At 44.2% G+C, this 17,195-nt stretch carries 16 protein-coding genes; 5 read left to right on the top strand and 11 right to left on the bottom strand.

All coding sequences use genetic code 11. From position 1 onward, the window contains the following. Positions 1 to 4 precede the first annotated feature (4 nt). The 3 genes from BUA44_RS14255 to BUA44_RS14265 all read left to right on the top strand — a co-directional run bounded on the left by BUA44_RS14255 (position 5) and on the right by BUA44_RS14265 (position 3,061). Entirely contained in the window at positions 5 to 490 is a 486-nt protein-coding gene (locus BUA44_RS14255) for a hypothetical protein (RefSeq protein WP_072813367.1), read from the top strand. Between the two features lie 114 nt (positions 491 to 604). Then, on the top strand, positions 605 to 2,239 hold the full coding sequence (locus tag BUA44_RS14260; protein ID WP_072813369.1) for a right-handed parallel beta-helix repeat-containing protein: 1,635 nt from the start codon (positions 605 to 607) through the stop codon (positions 2,237 to 2,239). Positions 2,240 to 2,263: 24 nt separating this feature from the next. Continuing rightward, entirely contained in the window at positions 2,264 to 3,061 is a 798-nt protein-coding gene (locus tag BUA44_RS14265; RefSeq protein WP_083579648.1) for an FISUMP domain-containing protein, read from the top strand. A 3-nt stretch (positions 3,062 to 3,064) separates the two neighbouring features. On the opposite strand, the gene BUA44_RS14270 is transcribed toward BUA44_RS14265, so the two are convergent. Then, on the bottom strand, positions 3,065 to 3,886 hold the full coding sequence (locus BUA44_RS14270) for a TIGR02452 family protein (protein ID WP_072813373.1): 822 nt from the start codon (positions 3,884 to 3,886) through the stop codon (positions 3,065 to 3,067). A gap of 55 nt (positions 3,887 to 3,941) precedes the next feature. Further along, positions 3,942 to 4,988, bottom strand: coding sequence for a PDDEXK nuclease domain-containing protein (locus tag BUA44_RS14275; protein WP_072813375.1), 1,047 nt, complete (start codon positions 4,986 to 4,988; stop codon positions 3,942 to 3,944). A gap of 67 nt (positions 4,989 to 5,055) precedes the next feature. Between BUA44_RS14275 and BUA44_RS15765 the strand changes: the two genes are divergently transcribed. After that, entirely contained in the window at positions 5,056 to 5,229 is a 174-nt protein-coding gene (locus tag BUA44_RS15765; protein WP_178348806.1) for a hypothetical protein, read from the top strand. 131 nt (positions 5,230 to 5,360) lie between these two features. Here BUA44_RS15765 and BUA44_RS14280 read toward each other — a convergent pair whose 3' ends face one another. Then, complete coding sequence (locus BUA44_RS14280) at positions 5,361 to 5,780, bottom strand: type II toxin-antitoxin system HicB family antitoxin (protein ID WP_072813377.1); 420 nt, start codon at positions 5,778 to 5,780, stop codon at positions 5,361 to 5,363. An 8-nt stretch (positions 5,781 to 5,788) separates the two neighbouring features. Beyond that, positions 5,789 to 5,965, bottom strand: a complete 177-nt coding sequence (locus BUA44_RS14285) for a type II toxin-antitoxin system HicA family toxin (RefSeq protein WP_083579649.1) — start codon at positions 5,963 to 5,965, stop codon at positions 5,789 to 5,791. A gap of 241 nt (positions 5,966 to 6,206) precedes the next feature. Between BUA44_RS14285 and BUA44_RS14290 the strand changes: the two genes are divergently transcribed. Next, complete coding sequence (locus tag BUA44_RS14290; protein ID WP_072813379.1) at positions 6,207 to 6,491, top strand: hypothetical protein; 285 nt, start codon at positions 6,207 to 6,209, stop codon at positions 6,489 to 6,491. A gap of 123 nt (positions 6,492 to 6,614) precedes the next feature. Here the strand turns inward: BUA44_RS14290 and BUA44_RS14295 are convergent, their stop codons facing one another. From BUA44_RS14295 to BUA44_RS14320, 7 genes are all read right to left on the bottom strand, one after another. Continuing rightward, positions 6,615 to 9,035 (bottom strand): DEAD/DEAH box helicase, encoded by a 2,421-nt coding sequence (locus tag BUA44_RS14295; RefSeq protein WP_072813381.1) that lies wholly within the window; start codon positions 9,033 to 9,035, stop codon positions 6,615 to 6,617. A 12-nt stretch (positions 9,036 to 9,047) separates the two neighbouring features. Continuing rightward, on the bottom strand, positions 9,048 to 9,803 hold the full coding sequence (locus BUA44_RS14300) for a hypothetical protein (protein ID WP_072813384.1): 756 nt from the start codon (positions 9,801 to 9,803) through the stop codon (positions 9,048 to 9,050). Between the two features lie 166 nt (positions 9,804 to 9,969). Continuing rightward, entirely contained in the window at positions 9,970 to 13,239 is a 3,270-nt protein-coding gene (locus tag BUA44_RS14305; protein WP_072813386.1) for a type I restriction endonuclease subunit R, read from the bottom strand. 112 nt (positions 13,240 to 13,351) lie between these two features. Continuing rightward, a complete protein-coding gene (locus BUA44_RS15130; RefSeq protein WP_083579650.1) occupies positions 13,352 to 14,035 on the bottom strand; it encodes a restriction endonuclease subunit S in 684 nt (227 codons plus the stop codon). Next, a complete protein-coding gene (locus BUA44_RS15135; protein ID WP_083579651.1) occupies positions 13,938 to 14,543 on the bottom strand; it encodes a restriction endonuclease subunit S in 606 nt (201 codons plus the stop codon). Before BUA44_RS15135 ends, BUA44_RS15130 begins: the two co-directional genes overlap by 98 nt. Then, positions 14,540 to 15,550, bottom strand: coding sequence for a GIY-YIG nuclease family protein (locus BUA44_RS14315; RefSeq protein ID WP_072813388.1), 1,011 nt, complete (start codon positions 15,548 to 15,550; stop codon positions 14,540 to 14,542). The genes BUA44_RS15135 and BUA44_RS14315 overlap by 4 nt, the downstream gene beginning before the upstream one ends. A gap of 3 nt (positions 15,551 to 15,553) precedes the next feature. Then, positions 15,554 to 17,116 (bottom strand): type I restriction-modification system subunit M, encoded by a 1,563-nt coding sequence (locus BUA44_RS14320; RefSeq protein ID WP_072813390.1) that lies wholly within the window; start codon positions 17,114 to 17,116, stop codon positions 15,554 to 15,556. Positions 17,117 to 17,195: the final 79 nt, after the last annotated feature.

Genomic DNA, 17,195 nt, shown 5'->3' on the forward strand with positions numbered 1-17,195 from the left:
CGCAATGCCGGAACAAGTCTTGACGCATGAATCGCTGGTGGAGTTTTTCGGGGAAGAAGAATTCAAGAAGTTGTGTAATCACGAGGCGGGCCATGCGCTTGTCGCGTTTTTATTCAAGCGCCCGCTGGATTACGTGAAGATGAACAATTCCAAGGAGCAGCCGGGCACCACTCACATCGCGGGTACGGAACTCGAGGGCGATGCGCATATCGCGATGGCGGGCCATATCGCGGAATTCCTGATGCGCAAGGATTTCAAGTGCGACCTCGATACCGTCATGAAGGAACTGCCCATGGAACTCTACAAGAGCGATCCGGATTACCAGAAGTTCCAGGCGGCGTGCTACTATTTTCAGCTGGCCGAGACGAGCGTGGTCGAGCAGGATTACAACATCCTGATGGCCTGCCAGAAGCCACTCTGCAAGATTGCGCAGGCCCTGAACGAGCGGACTTACCTGAGCCGCGCCGAAATTGAGGCCATTCTCAAGTAATTTTACCGTTTCTTTTGCGGTGCTGTACCGGGTTGCCGAAAATTAGTGTATATTCGTGAGTACGGGCTTTGCCCGTGTTTTTTTTGTGGATTAGGACAATTCGCGGAGTCGGACATGCGCCTGAAAAAATGGAACAGTAGAGTATTTGCATTCTCGCTCGCCCTCGCGGCGCTGCAATCCTTCGGCGCCGTTTACTACGTGGCACCCGATGGCAACGATGCCGGCGCGGGCACAAAGGACAAGCCCTTCGCAACGCTCAACAAGGCAAATACCGTGGTGCATGCGGGCGATACCGTGTGGATTCGAGGCGGCATCTACGACCTGCGCGATACGGTCTTTTTCGCGCGGTACAAGATGACTGCGGCAATTCTCCTGACGGCAAGCGGCGAGAGCGACGACAACCGCATCCATTACCTGGCCTATCCGGGCGAGCGTCCGATTTTTGACGGCGCGAACCTCCCCGTGGCGGCAGGCACGGACCATAGCGACGGCACGCCCGAGGGAGCGATGTATACCTCGCCGATTGTGATTTCGGCAAAGTACCTGCATCTGAAGGGTTTCGAGGTGCGCAACACGCCCATGAAACACAACTCGAATTCCGGCGTTTTCCTTTACGCGAGCAAGCACATCTTCTTGGAGCAGATTGATAGCCACCACAACGCAGGCCCCGGATTCTTCGCGAACGACGGCGCGCCAGATGGCGGCGGACACATCTTCTTGAACTGCGACGCCCACGACAACTACGACCCCACGGGTTGGCAGGGCGACGGCGAAAATGCCGACGGTTTCGGTGCGCACTACCAGAAACCCGGCGAGGGCGATACGACCAAGTTTATCGGGTGCCGTTCCTGGTGGAACAGCGACGACGGCTTCGACTTCATTAACCAGGAATTCCCCGTGGTGCTGGAAAACTGCTACGCGATGGGGAACGGCTACAGCGACTACGGACTTGGCAACCCGAAGAACGGCAACGGGCACGGCATCAAGATGGGCGAAAGCACCCTCGGCGGCGGGCGGCATACCATCAAGTTCTGCGCCGCCTGGAAAAATAAGGCGACGGGCTTTTACGCGAACTACACCGGCGTGGGCAGCAAGTGGCTCAACAATACGTCGTACATGAACAAGGACCGCGAATTTGCAATGGCATCGACGCTCTTCGATTCGCAGGGGAACCGTATTGCCGAGGTGGCGCCCCTCACCGGCGACAACGCGCACGTGCTCAAGAACAACATCGCCTTCCCGAACAAGAATTCGCAAGTCGGGGAGTGCTGGGAGTATATACCGAGCCAGAACATCGACCGTTATGTGGAATGCCCCGCCGGCGAGAACAACACCTGGAACCTGAAACTCGACCTGACCGAAGACGATTTTGAGAGTCTCGACGACCCGAGCATGACCGTCACCGGCAAGGACCTCTCGACCATCGCGGGAATCTTGGGCCCGCGCAACGCCGACGGCAGCCTGCCAGACGTGGGCTTCTTGAAACTCAAGAAGGGGAGCCGCGCCATCGACAAGGGCGAGGATTTGGGATTCCCGTTTGTGGGCGAAGCGCCCGACCTCGGTGCTTTCGAATACGGAATGAGCTCGAGTAGCACGACATCGCTTTTCAGGAAAGTTGTCCGCAATTCTCGTGACCTCAAGTCTCGCTCGGTGAAGGCTTTCGATTTGCAGGGGCGTTTCCTTGGAAAGGTGCCGGTTGAGTATGGCGTAGACTTTGTCCCCAACAAGAATGTATATTTAAAATACTAAACGCTTTAACATAGGGAGTTACAGATGAAATTTTATCCTTTATTTGCCGCTTGCTCCATTTTGGCCGTTACCCTGATTGCGTGCGGGGACGATTCGTCATCGGGCGCAAAAGAAGAACCATTGCCAAGTTCTTCTTCAGAAGAAATCACGTCTAGCGAGACTGTGCCAGAAAGCAGTTCGTCTGTAGTGCTCTCTACTATAATCAACGAGGATTCGACCATTATCGATCCGCGCGATTCTAGTACATATAAAGTCATTAAATTCGGAGATCAGATTTGGATGGCGGAGAACATGAAGTATTCGCCCGAAGACACCCTCTGTGAAAAAGGTATTGGGGATGAATGCCTTTATACCTGGTCCGAAGCGATGGGTAAAGGACACGACTACGATCGCAAGTGGCTGGCCATCAGAGATACGACAGGGTTCCAGGGGCTTTGTCCGCCCGGGTGGCATGTCCCTTCCGCAAAAGAAGCTTTGGCATTGGAAAAAAGTTTGCGCAGACTTCTGGAACATGGATACGAAAGCGAGTATTTCTGTTCTTCGGTGGTTCAGGAGGATATGTTAAATGAAGACGGAAGCCGTGATAACTATTGTGAAGCTTACGGTGCTGACGGCCTTTCCAATGGCTTCAACATGCATTTGATTGGGGATCGAAGCGGTTTCTGGCTCGTTGAAGAAGACAACGATCCCTTTACTTGCACTATCGCAAGTGCGGTGACTTTCTGGGGAGGGTCAATTTGGGTGGATGATTTCCCGAATTCAAGAAAGGATAACCTGTACAACCTTCGTTGCGTCATGAACGCAGATGAGGACGAAGAATAACGGTTATTCCGACCCTAGATAATTGCGGAATTCCCTGTAGTTCTGTTCGTATCCGGGGCGGCAGAATACCGCGAACTCGATGGTCTTGAAGGCGAAAAGATAGTCCTTGATAACCTCGGCAGAGGCGGCCGCCACGACCTTCGGGTTGTTCATGAACGCCCCGCAACCGAATGCCCCCAGCACGATGTTTTCTACTTTGTTTGTAACGGCGATGTCTAGAATGCGGCGGAGCCGTTTTATGTGTAGCTGCTTGAGCGCCTCGTCGGTAATGGTGACGTCGCCATAGCGCAGGTTCGGAGCTGCACAAGTGATTACGTCCACGCTGTACCAGTCTTTTTCGCTGAGCAGTTCGGGCGCCGAGACGTCCGTCTTGAACACGGTCACACCCGGCGTGTAGATGCAGTCGTCGGTGTGCAGCGCGGTTCTGTTGCGGCGGTGCGGCTCGTAGAAGAGTTCCCACATCTTTTGGTCGGTAAGGCAGCTGTACAGGGTGGAACACCTGCAGAGGCATTCTTCCTGTGCGCCCGCCCCCGTCGTGACGCCACCGCCCGGGTTCGATGCCGATGCGAAGTTGAGTACTGCGACCCTGGTGCCCGCATACGCCTGCGCCGCCTCGAACGTGCGCTTCTGCGAAACGACGACCTTGGCCCGCTCCGCATGGATATTCCGGCTCTCGATGGCGACGCCCTCGCGTTCGCCCGTAAACTTCTGCGCCCGCCTTGATTGCGCGATGGACTCGCGGAGCCGCGTGTTTGTGCGGCAACGTTCCGCCGTGTCGTTGAACACGGTGACATTCAATTCCCTATAATTGATTTTATTCTGCATACTTTTAATATCGCTTATTTGCGTGGAAATGTCAAGAGGAGGGGCAAGTTGCCCCCTAAAACCCCGAAGTCAGGTTCATTTCGAGTTCTTCAATGGTGGGGATAGTCCCTTCAATCTTTTCGGGGTAGAAGCGTTCTAGTTCGTATTCTGAAATACTGATTGGCTGTGTGCTTGACTCAAGTGCGTATTGGGCTTGCACGCGGTCCTTTTCCTTGCATATGAGCAGTCCTATGGTTGGATTGTCGCGCCCTTCCTTTTTCAAGATGTGGTTGCAGGCCACCATGTACCCGCCAAGCTGCCCGATATCTGCGAATTCGAACTTGCCGATTTTGACTTCCACCACCACGTAGCACGAAAGATTCAGATTGTAAAACAGCAGGTCCAAAAACTGTTCGCGGTTGCCTACCTGCAGGCTGTATTCCCTGCCGACATAAGCAAAACCCGTTCCCAGTTCAACAAGAAATTTCGTGATGTTGTCAAGCAATTTATCTTTCAACAGTTTTTCGTTGTGCCGCCCCGTGATGCCCGTGAAGGCGAAATCATAGGGATCCTTCGTCAGTTCCTGTGCCAATTCGCTTGTTTCGGCAGGGAGAGTCCTCTGAAAATTGGTCAAAGCCTTCCCATGCCTTTCGTACAGGTCGGTCGAAAGCATATTCAGGAGTGTTGAGCGGCTCCAGCCTTTTTCTACAGTTTGTTGGACGAAGAAAAGGGCTTTTTGCGGGACCTGCTTAAATTTGTCTATTAGAAGTTTGTGGTGTCCCCAGGGTACTTGATACAATTGCTCCCCAACTTGGGGAGTAAATTCAACGAAAGATTGGTACAAGAGGTAAAAGTTCTTCATATACAGTAAATTTGTAGGCGAGAAGCAGGTGGCGTCCGGATTCATTTTCTTTAAATCAATGCCAAGATTTTTCATAAAATGCCCGCCCCATCTGCTTTCGGCTTTCATAGAGACGATGTCCCGCCCCAGCTCCCAGTAGAATTTCAGCAGTTCCGTGTTAACCTTGATGGCGGCCTTGATTTGGCTCTTGCGGTAGCGGCTAGAAAGTTCCGCAATCCAATTTTTGTAATCCTTGTCCAAGATGGTGATATTCTTGCTCATAAAACATTCCTTTTTAAGCACTTTCTCCGGATATTAGAGAAAATGCCCGCACACTGTATGCGAAGTTATGCCAGAAAATGCAACAGGCTGTTGCACTTTTAGCGGTTTATTTTTTGATGGGGATGCTCTTGCGGTGTTGTTGGCGGGGGCATTCCCCGGCATTACCTGGCGCGGCTTTCGTCGCACACTTGAGCAGGTCGTGTTCCTGCCAGCTATCCAACAACATCGACAAGAAGGTTGATGCGCCTCGTCGCGGATGCACGTACGGGCCAGAGGCCTATGCCGACTGTCACGAGGATTGTCGAATTATCGAGATAAATATAAATAATCTTTCTGCAGAGTGCAATAGGGATGATGTTTCAGATGCCGTAATTACACGAACTCGACCACGAGCTGCTTGCCGAGGGCGTGTGCCAGCTTGTAGAGAGTTTCGACGGAAGGCGAGCCCTTCGGAGTCTCGAAACGCTGGTACGCTTGCGGGGTGATGTTTGCGCGACGCGCCACCTCGCTCTTCTTTTGTCCCCTGCGCGCTTCAAATAGTTTGTATGCAATCTCGATTCGCGGGGAAAGCTCGACCGGGTAGAGCCCCTTGTCGGAATCGGGCATTGTCTTGGGGAGAATCATCGTGTTGCCGAGATCCAGGTCGCATTCCATCGCGCCGTCGAGGGCATCCTTCGCCTGCCTGAGGGCCTCCTCCTGCGTGTCGCCGAACGCGTTCACGTTGGGCAGATCGGGGAACGAAACCACGAAACCCATATCCTTGTCTTTCTCAATTTTCGCTGCGTAATTCATGGATGCCTCTACTGGTCAAATTGTTTCAAGATGCGCTTGAGATAGACGCCTTCTATCTCGTGCTTGTTTCGTTGTATTGGGACGGGGCGCTTGCCTTGCTTCACGAATATGTGGTGGTCGCCGCTGATTCGCCCTAGTTCCCAACCTCTCTTCTTTGCGTAATCGCAGATTTCTTTAAACTTCATAGATTAAAATACAATATATTTATTTATTTGTAAATAGATTTATTTATAAATTCTGACTTATTTCTTCATTTTTGGCTCCTTTTGCATAAAAAAAGGACCGCTCCGCCTTTTAAGCGGGAGCGATCCATAATACCACCTTTTCTGGTGCTGGGAGTAATATACAAAATTTAGTGCGCCGGGACAATCTGTTGGATGTTTTGATTTATATTATTTACGATGCCTATCGTAAGGGACTAGCCGTATGTTCGAATTCTTCAGATACTTCAAGGGCGAAATGGAAAATCCCTTCGAGGGCGTGGAACAGAACAAGGCGATGCTCTGGTTCTACGAGCAAGGTTATTCCATCACGGGCGACGAAAGAGGCCTGATTGACGAGTACAGGTGCTACGTGAAGGAATTCCGGGAAGACGACGGCGTGCCCGAAGGCTACAAGGCGCTACTGTTCAACCGGTACATGAAAACAGCCTATTCCGTAGTTGACGCAATCCCGGAGTTCAAGGCCTTTTACGAGAAATATTACGGGTGAATTTATTGGGCGGGGGAGGTATCCCCCTCGCTCGCACTTCGTTGCTCACTACCCTCTCGATGCGGGGCTTCAGTCGCCAGCCCCGCAACGCCCTGGCTTTTGATTTCTATAAAAACTAAGACGTTATATAATCCGATCTATTTGGAATCTTAAAAAATCATCTAATGAATTTTTGTATGTAATAAAATCTGCATTGCATTGAATATTCCCGTTTTCATCGATATAGATATTATTAATTTGCCCATCGTTCCGTATTTTGGCGGCTAGATTGATTGGTAACCCTAATTTCACAAGTTGTATATCTATAGGATTATTGGATCCATATAGTATTTGCTCATATTCATCTTTTGTCATTTGACCGTAGTCTAACATCAATTGAAAAAACATTAAAAGTTTGAAACTAACGAAATCTTCTTCCTGTTTTTGTTTTATAATTGCCAGATTTATTAAATCCTGGTCTGACTTCAAAGACAGATTAACATAAACAGGGCTTGTTGAATGTGGGGCCCAGGGATAAGAAACTTCGCCAAAACTTTTGCCAATATACAAATAAGCGTTTCCTCGTTCTATTCGACTTCTAAAATAAGCGACTTCTCTTGATATTTTCTCATTAAGGGATTTTTTTCTATTTTCAAGAAACATCTCATAATATGAGATTGCTTCATTGTGTTTTAAACGAGCGACTTCCTCATCAATAATGAAATTTTCCATTCCAGAAATAAACAGAAAACAAAGCCTTTCCATAATAGGCAAAGATTTGATTCCTTCTGGCAAATCATTAAAAATATGCTGTGTAAAATTATTGAACAATAACTGAGCGACAACGTCTACATCTTTATAGATGTTACTCAAGCCAAGTTCAATTATTTTCTTTTTTAGTTTGCTAACCTCACTAGAAGAATCTGAAAAAAAGAGTTCGTCTTCTTTTTGAATTTTTTTTGCACTTTGACGCTCGTTCTCGTCAAGGGGCATCTCATATTTTTGTAGCAGTGGATTATCTAATTCATCAATAAAATTAGTTTTCTTTAGCATCTTTATTTTATTTTCCAATCTGCCATCTCTGCGGTTGTATTCCTCCGAATTGACAAAATGAATCAAAGGTTGTAATTTCTTTAAATTAATTGGTTCTGCAAAAATTTCATTAAGCCTGTTAACTCGACCAATTAAATTCGTTAATGCAGCCTGGTTTAAATTGTTCCCATCTAAAATAAAGAGAGTGTCTATTGGTAAATTCATCCCTTCAAGAATGACCTTATTGGCTATTATTGTTGACAATTCTGAAATTTGAGAAAATCTCGTCAGCAAATAATCTTTTACGCTGTCGGGTAATTTCCCATGAAGGTAAAGAAATCCCTTTTTTATACAATCTGTCAAATAAAAATGTTGATGAACATACCTATTTAAATTAAGTACGATTTCATCAATAGCATCCGATTCTACAATTTGTTCTCTTCTTTCAAGATAAGCCCGAGCAAATTTTTGGATTTTTCTAGGTGTATATAAATAAATAAAATTTTTTTCGCCCCTGTTTTCATCTATATAGTCAAAAATATTATTTGCAGAGGTTTCAAGAGTGATAAATTCATCAATAAATCTATTATATATACGCTTGCAATTTTCTGGTAGATATTCGTAAATTTTAGGTTCCTTGACATTGAGGCGAATTCTGTTTTCTATAATACTTTGGCCATTCTGCAAAATCAAATTAGAAGAATCTGAAATCAGAGGCGAAAAATACAGGATTTTGCAACCGGAAAATCTTTTCTTATTCAACTTAATCAAGCGAGACAATAAGATTGATCGCGAATCTCTTTCTAATAATTGATGTGCCTCATCTATATACATGAAATCATATGAGATGCTGTACTTGTTTAATAGACGAAATGCTCTTTCTTGAGTAAAAACACCTATAAAACCCTGAAGTCTTTCTTCGTACATTTCATCATGTGTAATAATTCGTATTGGAAGATTTAATACTTTAATGTTCCTATATGTTTGCGTAAGCAATGCTTTTGAAGGAACTATTATCGCATATTTTTTAGTTGAATCAAAAGTAGATTTGATATGCGCTAAAATCAAACTGCTTTTGCCAAATGATGTTGGTGCGATAAAGCTTTCTTCTGAACATTCTGAAGACAAAATTTTAAGTGTAAACTTCTTTTGCTCAAATGTTTCAACTATACCATGATTTTTGTATTCTCGTTCAATTTTTGATTCTATTAAAGAATTTGCCAATGATTCAAATGATAAAAAACCATTTTTAGTTAATGCGTATGATATTGGATAAAGACCAAAAGAAATACTAAAATCATATAACGGTAGATAATCATTATATATTATTGAATAATTCAGAACAATGTAATACGCCAGTTCGGCATAACCTATGCGTCTTTTATCCAAAGAATATTTTTTTATTAATAACGCAGCTACCGTAAGAATAAAGGTTTTTTCGCTTGAGGATAGCTCAGATGAAGATACGGTCAATTTTCTTATGCAATCTGAAAAAAGAGTAATTTCTCTTATTCTGTGTAATTCATTACTCATTATCGTATTGCCTTATGAATTGATGTAATTTAAAAACAGATTTATCGTTTTTTGCGTCATGCAAATGGCAATCACTTCTTTCCCATAAAGTCGAGATGTTATTTGAGTTATATCTTGAATAATATTGGAGGAATTAAATGTTTGCCATACACCATCAAGAAATATTGTTCCGCAAGGAATCGTATTAAACTCATTTATATCATGATAACGTCCTGAAATAAAATCATCTCTTAATTTTTTCAAATCGGCTCGCAATGAAGATTCTGCGCTAACATCCATATGAGATGCGTGGTTATAGGCGTTTTTCCATGGATTATTTGTTTGACCGGTTCCGGCAACCTTATTTTTTAAATCGTCCATAGCCTCTTTTATTTTTGATGCGTGAGTTATATTTTGGCTGTTTATAGAGCCCGACTTGCTTTCCATTAACCAAATCAAAGAATTTTTTGAAAAAAGTCCGTCAAATCCTTTTTTTATAGAATCTTCTTCCAAATTTCTATAAAGAAATTCCTGTTTAAAGCCCAAGGTTCGAATGTGCAGATGCATAAAGAATTCTGCAATTGCCCCCATTTTCCACTTGTCATCTTTTGTCGCAAATAGCTGTCTCAAGTCATTTTTTACGTTATCAACGCTCCCGCCTGAATCTCCTTCGCAAATAGAGACGATATTTTCGTCTATAAGTTGCTTGATATCGGCGTCTATTTGAGGTATATCAATTATAGTCAAATGAATCGCTGGATTTATAACTTGGTTGATAACTTGGTACATACGCAGTATTTTAGTTATTTGAGTGTGTTTTTTGGATAATTATGTCCCAACTTCATTCTCGCATGCATTTTTTTTTCTGCGAAGAACTCCTATCGATGCTCTTAATAATATTAATAAACCTTTCTGTATGGCCTTGTTCTCGTTCACATTGAATTAATGAGACGAGTTATGCTTTGTACTTGTCCTTCTTATTCTCCGCCACATTTTTGTATTTCGGTAATTTCTCAATTCTTTTTGCTTCGCGCAGAATCATATCGCTGTCGCTGAGGTCGATAATATTCTCTGACTTCGGCGTTTCCGCTTCATCTTCAAAGCCGCAGATTCCGAAGTACTTGTCAAAGAATCCCTTGAGCAAGGCGAAAATGCGGTTCTTTAATTCGCTGCGATTTTCTGCGGTTTCGGTTTTCTTTGCGAAAAGACTCTTTTTCGGCATTAGGGCGGGGAGGCCTGTTCCGATATCGCTCATAGTGCCGTCGTGGAATGCATCGGCAAGGAATTGGCGGGTCTTTTCGTCGTTCAGTTTGTTTTCTTGAATGAGCTTGTCTAGGTCGGCGTCGCGTTGTTCGCGAACAAAAACTCGCCAATCCTTATCCACGTTGGTTTTTGTATTGACGCGGGCGATAAATGCTTCGATAAGTTCTTTCTTGCTGCGGAGCTCAATGGATCCGTTGACGGCCTTGTTGATTTCACCAAGAATTGTCTTGTCTTTGCAGTTGCCCTTATGGTACTTTGCGACGAGTTCCAAGATGTAATCGATGGTGATATCCACCTGTTTGATAAGCTCAATTTCGAATTCGACATCGTCCTTGATGCTTTCTTTCTCGCCTTTTTCTTTGGTGTACTTTTCATAGAGCCGTAAGTATTCGCCCTGGTAATCTTGCAATGCTCTTGCTGAGAATTCATCATCTTTGAATTCGTCAAAGCAATTAAGAATATTCCTGAGGCGGAGCAATGTGCCATATAGCTGAATAAATTCCTTTTCCTTCTTTTCGCCGAGGATTTCTCCGCTTTTGAGGAGTTCTAGCGGGAATTTGCTTTCAAGTTCGGCGACGATTTCGAGGTAGCCCTTTACGTGCTTGCCCTTTTCGGTATAGCCTTCGTAATAGTCCTTGAATGTTTTCAAGAGGACTACGCCGCCGGCGTCTTTATCGCCGAATAGAGCGATTGCATCGTCTGTCTCTTTTTGCAGGGAACGGAAGCAAATGATGTTTCCGAATGTCTTGACGGAATTGAGAATACGATTTGTACGAGAATAGGCTTGCAAAAGACCGTGTTGACGAAGATTCTTATCAACCCACAGCGTGTTAAGCGTAGTTGCGTCAAAGCCAGTAAGGAACATGTTTACGACGATAAGCAAGTCGACTTGCCTCGTCTTCATCTTTTCCGACAAATCCTTGTAGTAGTTGTCGAATTTGTCGCCACCCTTTCTCGCATCATCTTTCTTTGCGACAACCTTAGCGTTCTTGTTCTTTCCACTAAAATTGGTCTTGAAAGTCTTGTCGTAATCGAAGATTGCGGATTCCAGAAAGTCGCGGGAACTCTGGTCCAGCTCCATTGTGTCAAAGTCTTCTTCTGCTAAAAGACCTGAGTCTTCTTCGTTTGGTGCATAGCTGAAGATGGTTGCTATGGTAAGCCCAGCGCCGGGTTCGCCTGCTTTGCGCTCTGCGATTTGCTTCTTGAACTCATTATAATAGAGTTTTGCAGCAGGAATCGAAGCCGTCGCAAAGATGGAATTAAAACCGTTTTGACGTTTGCCTTCCAATGCGTAAGTTTCATTACGTTTGGTCTTCTGGTCAAAATGATCCAGTACATACTTGACAACTTCACTAATACGCTTTTCATCAAGCAGAGTTTTTTCGGTTTCAATAGCAGAAACTTGCTTATCGGCACGACCTTTCTTAGCCTTGATTGTATTGATGTAGTCAATGCGGAAGGGCAAAACATTGCCATCGTTGATGGCGTTAACGATTGTATAGTGGTGGAGCTTGTCACCGAAGGCTTGTTGTGTCGTTCTTAAAAGCGGAGATTTCCCACTTCCGGAATTTTGCGGGAAAATAGGTGTGCCGGTAAAGCCGAAAATGTGGTAATTCTTGAATGTCTTTGTGATGCGTTGATGCAGTTCGCCAAAATGGCTTCTATGGCATTCGTCAAAAATCAGGACGACATGTTTGTTGTAAATTTCATGAGTCTTGTTTTGCTTGATAAAACATCCAAGTTTTTGGATCGTTGTGACGATAATCTTGTATTCTTGGAAACCGCCCTTCTCGTTCCGGTTCTCAAGTTGCCGAGTAAGCACTGCAGTGGACTTGTTTCCGTTTGCAGCACCCTTCTGGAACTTGTCGTATTCGCGCATCGTCTGATAGTCCAGATCTTGCCTGTCAACGACGAAAAGGACCTTATCAATGAATGGCAAGTCCTTGGCTAGAAGTGCGGTTTTGAAACTGGTAAGTGTCTTGCCAGAACCAGTTGTATGCCAAATGTAACCACCCGCATCAACTGAGCCCATCTTCTTATATGTATTTGCGACTTGAAGTCGTTCTAGAATGCGTTCGGCTGCGGTAATCTGATATGGGCGCATCACCATAAGCAATCTTTTCTCGGTAAAGATGCAATACTTGGTGAGAACGTTTAAAAGGGTGTGCTTCGCGAAGAATGTCGCCGTGAAGTCAACAAGATCGCGGATGTTTTTGTTGTTTCCGTCAGACCAGTAGCTGGTGAACTCAAAGCTATTACTCGTTTTCACTTTGCCTTTTCTGCCGGCAATTTCTTTCAGGTGCCCGTCGCGGGTTGTGTTGGAGTAATATTTGGTTTCCGTTCCGTTGGAAATGACAAATATTTGGATGTACTGGAAAAGCCCTGTCCCTGCCCAGAAACTATCGCGCTGGTATCGATTAATCTGATTGAACGCTTCCTTGATGGAAATTCCACGTCTTTTGAGTTCTATGTGAACTAGTGGGAACCCGTTCACGAGAATTGTTACATCGTAGCGGTTGTCGTGCTTTGCGCCTTGTTCTTCGCCAATGACATATTGGTTGATGACTTGAAGACTATTGTTGTGGACATTCTTTTTGTCAATAAGGGTGATGTTCTTAGAGCGCCCGTGGTCATCCTTGAATGTCTTTACATGGTCTTCTTGAATGGTGGCGGTCTTTTCTACGATTCCTTGGTTGCCGTTGGCAAGTTCTTGGCTATAGAAACGTTTCCATTCATCGTCGCTGAATTTGTAGTGGTTTAGTGTTTCAATTTTAGTGCGGAGGTTGGCAATTAAATCAGCATCGGATTTGATTTTTAAATACTCGTAGCCCTGCGCTTGCAACTGCTTGATGAATTCACGTTCAAGGTCGGCCTCGCTTTGATAGGCATTAGACTTTGAACGAATCGGCCGGTATTCGGCAACGACTGTGGATTCACTGGTTTGGGCTACGGTGTTATACATTAGTTCTTTTCGCTTGCGTCGTAAACGGTCTGTTTTTATAACAAAACTACCAATTTAGGGTAGTTCCATGCCCTAAATATATAATAAATGTGGCAAAAGGGGGTGTTTTGACTTAAACGGCTTTCTTGAAGGACAGGAGTTTGTCCCTATAGAACTCGTATTGTTTCTTTCTGGCCTCGATTTCGGCGGGGATTCCCTGAGAAATATCGTTGACAAGCGTGTCAAATCGGTCGAGAATTTCAATGATTTGTTTTTGTGTAGCGAGGGAAGGTACGGGAATTGAAAACTTACGAATTTTCTCCATAGGGATGTTTTGCATCGACGATTGCTGGAGAAGTTTGTTGATTTGTTGATTCCAAAAAAGGGAGGTTCTGAAGAAATACATCATGAATTTTGGTAATACAGCGTCTGTTTGCAAGCGAATTAGAGATACATTTGGAGCTAGATAGTATTTGTCATCCTCATCAATAAGAGCAACTTGGCCAACAGTTCCAACATAAGTGAAAAGCATATCTCCAATGTGCAGTTTGCTTCTAGAAAGTTTTGAAAAGTCGCTATTGTCAATATATTTCACATCGTCTAATACTAAATGTCCTGATTTAACATTTAATCCTCTTAGGGCGATTATTTTACCCTGTTCGGAATACTTAACATAGTTTGTGAATTCAAAACCAGCCAACTTGGTTACCAAAGCGATTTCACCTAAAGTTATCCATTTTACTTCGTTGCCTGCGCCAAATGTTAGGGGGGGGGCTAACTTTCCCAAAAGACAGTAATTGGTCTCGGTAAAATTCATACTGCTTCTTGCGAGCTGTTAGCTCCGCTGTTAGCTCCGTAAACTTATCTAGTATATGTACTATTTCTTCTTGGATTTCTAAAGGAGGAACAGGAATGATTAGTTTTTCAACAACGCATGAATCTAGTGTAGGAATTCCTGCTTTTCGAACGCGAGACTTTAGAAAACCTTCTTGGCAAAGAATTGCGTAGTACAGATAGCGACTATTGTTTTCTGAAGATTCAAGAGTAAAACATCCATCTGAAGACCAGAACGCTTTATCGCAAAAGCCAACTGTTCCTGCTGATGCGCCGACATTTATAATCATTACGGAATTTGCAGGACGATTCGCTTCAGAATAAAAACCTAATGGCTCTAATCCTCCGTGAAATACAGGAAATGGGGCGTTTAAAGACAATTGGTTTTTTGTTAATCTGCGCCCACGCAAAACCTTTGTAAAGGAAATCAAAGGCTTATACTCAACCCCGTTCGGGCAAAACTTCTTAATCATCTCATCAATTTTGCTCATTTTGCACCTGCCTTACTTTTCCCATGTTTGCTGATGATTTTGTTTTTTACATCAGTCACCAAAACCCCTTTATAAGTAAAGTAGGCTGGCCCTTGGCAGGTTTTCCATTCTTTTCCGGTTCGATTTGACATCAATTGCTTTGCAAGTTTACTTAATGAGATTTCTTTACCCTTATATTCAACATTAGAATTTGATAGAGTTTTCACCTGAACGGATTCATCGTATTTAAATTTTAGAATACTTCCGACTGGAATCCCTATTTTTTGAAAATCGAATCGCTTTTTATTTTCGGGCGTCCCTTTTTTGCTTTCAACGGCAATGCTGTTGCATTTTTTTGAACTAATCTTGCCTTTAATATCTTTTAAAACAATTCCATTATAAGTGAAATAAGCTGGCCCTTGGTAACCCTTCCATTTTTTCCCCGTTCGCTCTACCATCAATTTTTCAGCAAGCCTGCTTAGTGATAGACTCTCGCCTTTATATTCAACATTAGAGTCGGATAAAATTTTTGCCTGAATAGAGCTGTCGTACTTGAACTTTATGAATGTTCCGACCGGAATACCATATTTTTTAAAATTAAAACGCTTGGTCGAATTAATTGCACCATTATGTTCTTCATTTTCTGAGTCTATGTCTTCCAGTATTTCATCAGTTGTCCAACTTTCATTTTTCCATAATTTTTTTGTTGTATTAGTAATTTCTGCGATTTTTTTGAAGATATTCCATGCCTGTTCGGGAGACATCTCATAAAACTCTCTTTTCCGCAAATGACCATTTATCTTATCTGATACATGGAGTTTATCGGTGCATGTGTCAATGAGATCATGAAGCATCTTGTCCGAATTGTTTGTGTCTGTTTGGTACGTTCCATATATGCGAAAAGCTTTAGGAGTCCATGTTGAAGCGTTCGCTGTAGCTAGTCTTTTTTGAGGATCTTCAGCTTCGCCTATTTTTACATATTTGGGGAAAGATGGATTTGTGAAAATGTATATGTATTTTTTTGCCATTTTCTATTTCTCCAAATCGGCGATAATCTTGTTGATTGCCTTGCGTAATTCGTCTTCGTGCTTGACAATCTCCGCAATTTCCTTGTTTAGCTGAACGATGTCCACCTTTTCGCGAGTATCCTTTTGCTCCACATAGGTCGAAACAGAAAGGTTGTAATCCTGTTCGGCCACATCGTCGATAGCTACCAATTTCGCAATGTGCTTCTTGTTTTTGCGCTCCGCCCAGTTGTTTTCGATATTCTGGATGTTGTCGTCTGTCAACTTGTTGGAATTTGTGACCTTGATGCATTCGGCGCTTGCGTCAAGGAACAAAATCTTGTTATCGGCCTTGTTCTTCTTCAGAACCATAATGCATGTTGCAATACTTGTTCCAAAGAACAGATTGTCGGGCAACTGGATAACGCAATCAACGAAGTTATTATCTACAAGATACTGGCGAATTTTCTGCTCGGCTCCACCGCGATACATAATGCCTGGGAAGCACACCACAGCGGCAGTGCCATCGGTTGAAAGCCATTTGAGAATGTGCATTACAAAAGCGAGGTCTGCTTTTGATTTTGGGGCGAGAACACCTGCGGGTGCATAACGCGGGTCATTAATCAAAGTCGCATCGCTATCGCCAGCCCACTTGATGGAATATGGCGGATTGGAAACGATAGCCTCAAAGGGTTCGTCGTCCCAATGTTTCGGATCCGTAAGCGTGTCGCCAAGAGCAATGTCAAACTTATCGTAGCCTACATCATGCAGGAACATGTTGATACGACAAAGGTTGTAGGTCGTGATGTTGATTTCTTGGCCGAAGAAACCCTGACGCACTCCATTGGGACCGAGAATTTTGCGTGCCTTAAGCAACAAAGAGCCGGAACCACTTGCCGGGTCGTAAATCTTCTTGATGTTCTTTTTGCCATGAACGGCGATTCTCACAAGCAGTTCGGAAACCTCTTGCGGCGTAAAGTATTCGCCACCCGATTTGCCTGCGTTGCTGGCATACATGCCCATCAAAAATTCGTAAGCGTCACCGAAAGCATCGATAGTGTTGTCTTGGTAGTTGCCCAAATTCATTTGTGCAACACCATTCATCAACTTAACGAGTTTGTCGCATTTCTGAGCGACAGTCTTGCCCAACTTATTGCTGTTAACATCAAAGTCGTCAAAAAGGCCGGAGAAATCATCTTCCGAAGAGGTACCCTTGGCAGAATTTTCAACATACTTGAAAACGCTTTCCAAGGTCATATTCAAGTTTTCATCTTCGGCAGCCTTTTTCAGAACATTGCAGAAAAGCTGACTCGGAAGCATGAAGAACCCCTTCTCGCTGACCATATCGTCCTTGATCTGCTTCGCTTCCTTGTCGGAAATGTCGGCGTAGTCAAAGTCGTTTTCGCCGGCTTCCCATTGGTACTGGTTGATGTAATTCGTCAGATTTTCGGAAATGTAGCGGTAAAAGAGCATTCCCAGCACGTACTGCTTGAAGTCCCAACCATCTACCGAGCCACGAAGATCGTTTGCGATGTTCCAGATGGTGCGGTGCAGCTCCGCCCGTTCAATTTCTTTCTTGTTGTCGGCCATTTTGAACCTATAAGGAGGGGTTTAAAGGAAATATAAACAAAAAGGAAGAACAAAAATGTCAATAATTGGCTTTTTTGCC

Origin of the sequence: Fibrobacter sp. UWR3 (genome assembly GCF_900143055.1) — a bacterium.
Taxonomy (GTDB): domain Bacteria; phylum Fibrobacterota; class Fibrobacteria; order Fibrobacterales; family Fibrobacteraceae; genus Fibrobacter.

Coding starts and splice junctions, on each gene's coding strand:
- BUA44_RS14255 (WP_072813367.1), top strand. CDS start 5: ATGCCGGAACAAGTCTTGACGCATGAATCGCTGGTGGAGTTTTTCGGG.
- BUA44_RS14260 (WP_072813369.1), top strand. CDS start 605: ATGCGCCTGAAAAAATGGAACAGTAGAGTATTTGCATTCTCGCTCGCC.
- BUA44_RS14265 (WP_083579648.1), top strand. CDS start 2,264: ATGAAATTTTATCCTTTATTTGCCGCTTGCTCCATTTTGGCCGTTACC.
- BUA44_RS14270 (WP_072813373.1), bottom strand. CDS start 3,886: ATGCAGAATAAAATCAATTATAGGGAATTGAATGTCACCGTGTTCAAC.
- BUA44_RS14275 (WP_072813375.1), bottom strand. CDS start 4,988: ATGAGCAAGAATATCACCATCTTGGACAAGGATTACAAAAATTGGATT.
- BUA44_RS15765 (WP_178348806.1), top strand. CDS start 5,056: ATGCCAGAAAATGCAACAGGCTGTTGCACTTTTAGCGGTTTATTTTTT.
- BUA44_RS14280 (WP_072813377.1), bottom strand. CDS start 5,780: ATGAATTACGCAGCGAAAATTGAGAAAGACAAGGATATGGGTTTCGTG.
- BUA44_RS14285 (WP_083579649.1), bottom strand. CDS start 5,965: ATGAAGTTTAAAGAAATCTGCGATTACGCAAAGAAGAGAGGTTGGGAA.
- BUA44_RS14290 (WP_072813379.1), top strand. CDS start 6,207: ATGTTCGAATTCTTCAGATACTTCAAGGGCGAAATGGAAAATCCCTTC.
- BUA44_RS14295 (WP_072813381.1), bottom strand. CDS start 9,035: ATGAGTAATGAATTACACAGAATAAGAGAAATTACTCTTTTTTCAGAT.
- BUA44_RS14300 (WP_072813384.1), bottom strand. CDS start 9,803: ATGTACCAAGTTATCAACCAAGTTATAAATCCAGCGATTCATTTGACT.
- BUA44_RS14305 (WP_072813386.1), bottom strand. CDS start 13,239: ATGTATAACACCGTAGCCCAAACCAGTGAATCCACAGTCGTTGCCGAA.
- BUA44_RS15130 (WP_083579650.1), bottom strand. CDS start 14,035: ATGAATTTTACCGAGACCAATTACTGTCTTTTGGGAAAGTTAGCCCCC.
- BUA44_RS15135 (WP_083579651.1), bottom strand. CDS start 14,543: ATGAGCAAAATTGATGAGATGATTAAGAAGTTTTGCCCGAACGGGGTT.
- BUA44_RS14315 (WP_072813388.1), bottom strand. CDS start 15,550: ATGGCAAAAAAATACATATACATTTTCACAAATCCATCTTTCCCCAAA.
- BUA44_RS14320 (WP_072813390.1), bottom strand. CDS start 17,116: ATGGCCGACAACAAGAAAGAAATTGAACGGGCGGAGCTGCACCGCACC.